General features: G+C 75.3%; 1 protein-coding gene. It reads right to left on the reverse strand.

Annotated features, from left to right (window positions below):
- Positions 1-24 precede the first annotated feature (24 nt).
- Complete coding sequence (locus D180_RS19245) at positions 25-357, reverse strand: DUF3325 domain-containing protein (RefSeq protein WP_017914056.1); 333 nt, start codon at positions 355-357, stop codon at positions 25-27.
- Between the last annotated feature and the right edge of the window lie 31 nt (positions 358-388).

A 388-nucleotide genomic window follows, 5' to 3' on the forward strand; every position in this document is an offset into this window, starting at 1 on the left:
ACCGCTGAACAGCCGGGCGCGCGCTTATCCCAACAACGCCGCGCCCACGCCCAGCGGCGGCGCCAGCAACGCCAGCGGCACGATCAGCCGCGGCCGGTACGGCAGCAGGCCCAGGGTCAGCAGCGCCGCGCTGGCGCTGAGCGAGCCCACCCACAGCACCGGGCCGATACCCCAGCCGCGCGCGGCCACGCAGCAGGCGAACGTCGTGCCCAGCAGCAGCCAGCCTGCGGCGCGCAGTTGCCGCAGGCGCGGCGCGGTGGCGCGGCGTGCGCCGTACAGGTCGAGCTGGTGCTTCTCCATGCCCAGGCACAGCGCGACGAAGCCGGAGAAGGCCAGGCACAGGCCGAGGACGGTCATGCGCCCTCCGTGGCCAGGACCGGCTTGCCGG

The sequence above is a fragment of the Xanthomonas sp. SHU 166 genome (genome assembly GCF_000364685.1).
GTDB lineage: Bacteria > Pseudomonadota > Gammaproteobacteria > Xanthomonadales > Xanthomonadaceae > Xanthomonas_A > Xanthomonas_A sontii.

Coding starts and splice junctions, on each gene's coding strand:
- D180_RS19245 (WP_017914056.1), bottom strand. CDS start 357: ATGACCGTCCTCGGCCTGTGCCTGGCCTTCTCCGGCTTCGTCGCGCTG.